The sequence below is a fragment of the Enterorhabdus sp. P55 genome (assembly GCF_009911695.1).
GTDB lineage: Bacteria > Actinomycetota > Coriobacteriia > Coriobacteriales > Eggerthellaceae > Enterorhabdus.
Genome location: NZ_QWKK01000226.1, coordinates 1 through 1,474, shown reverse-complemented (window position 1 = coordinate 1,474; position 1,474 = coordinate 1). Strand labels below are relative to the sequence as shown.

Annotated in this window: 1 protein-coding gene; it reads right to left on the bottom strand. The window is 65.3% G+C overall.

Annotated features, from left to right (window positions below; translation table 11 throughout):
• Positions 1–692: 692 nt before the first annotated feature.
• Complete coding sequence (locus D1643_RS10965; RefSeq protein WP_160710638.1) at positions 693–1,400, bottom strand: hypothetical protein; 708 nt, start codon at positions 1,398–1,400, stop codon at positions 693–695.
• Positions 1,401–1,474: the final 74 nt, after the last annotated feature.

Genomic DNA, 1,474 nt, shown 5'->3' with positions numbered 1-1,474 from the left:
GCGTGAGGGGAGGAGGGGAGGGGTGCAGGGGAGCCCCGCGGCTCCCCTGCCGGGGGATCCGGGGCGAGCAGCCCCGGGAGGCGCCCGCCGCCTTTCGACCTGGCCGCTAGGGCCAGAAGGTTCTAACCACGACGAACCACCCTGTATCGTCCCGGTAGAGGTCGCGAGGCTTGCCGTAGATCCTGACGGGGTATCGCAGCGCCGCGCCCCCTACCTTGCGGACGCGCTCGTGGCGGGGGTGCGCTACCTGCTCCACGGGGAGCCTCCTGCCGTCGTCCCATACGACTTCGAGCGGAGTCGTCATCCCGCCCGCTGCCCAGTGGACCACCACGCCCACGTAGTGCTTGCGCCACCGCCCGCCACCGTATGTATGCACGCAATCACCCATGGGTCAGAGAATAGAACAAGCGTACTATTCTCGTCAATCGAACATGCTGTGGAGATCGGAGGAAGGCTCCCTCCCTGGCGGGCCCTTAGGAGAGGGCCCAGGCGCAGAGTGCAATGCAGAACGCCCACGCCCCGACCATGAAGGGGTCGATCCCGCGACTCCAGCACTCCTCCTCGATCCTCAGCTTCATCCTCTCAAGCATCCCTTCACTCCTTTCCTCTGCGGCCGCCCTCGCGGCCGCTCCGACCTATCGTCCCCGTCGCGGGCCGAGACGGGATGTCCCGGCCCGCGTCTCGCAGTTCGGCTACTTGCGAGGCTTGATGCGCGCCATGTCACCGTGGACGTAGTTGTTGCAGTTCCACGAGAAGTCGCCGTCGTGGTCGTAATGCGCAACATATGGCAGGTCGGGATAGACAACCTTCTTCCTGCCGCTCGGGGCATCGACCTCTACCGCGATGCGATTGCCATGCGGCTGTCCGAAGCCGACAACCGGGAAGGCCTCCCACTTGCCGCACACGCTGTCGAACATCCACACCTCGTCGCCCAGCTTCACGCCGGCGACTGGCACCTCGACCGAGTCCAGGAACTCGTCAAGGCGCAGCTCCTCGGGCATGGACTCATCAAAGCTCCGCAGCATGTCTTCGAAGTCGTAGACGCACTGCTCCTCGGAGGGGTCGACCGGACGAATCCCGACGGGGTTCCACTCCGAGTCGTACTCCGTCCGCAAGCGTTCGACGATGCGCCACCCCTCGATGACATAGATGCCGTTGTCGCCGGGATCCATCGCCTCGTCGGTGGTGTAGACGTCGATTCCGAGGGACATGGATCCTCCGAAGTAGTTGCCCAACACCTGGCACATGCGGGCCCAACCGTAGCTGTCCTGGCTGGGCGGCCGGTAGCCCTGAAGCTCGCAGTAGCGCAGAAGCGGCTCGACGGAGTCCCGCCCTCCGTTCCAATGGAGGTAGACGCCGAATTGCCGCGATGGCGTGGTGATGACCGCTCTGTTTCCCATGTCCTTGATCCTCTCTCGTCTGATCCGCGCCCGCCGGATGCAAGCGCCGCTTGCCTCGGCCTGCCTGCCGAGGG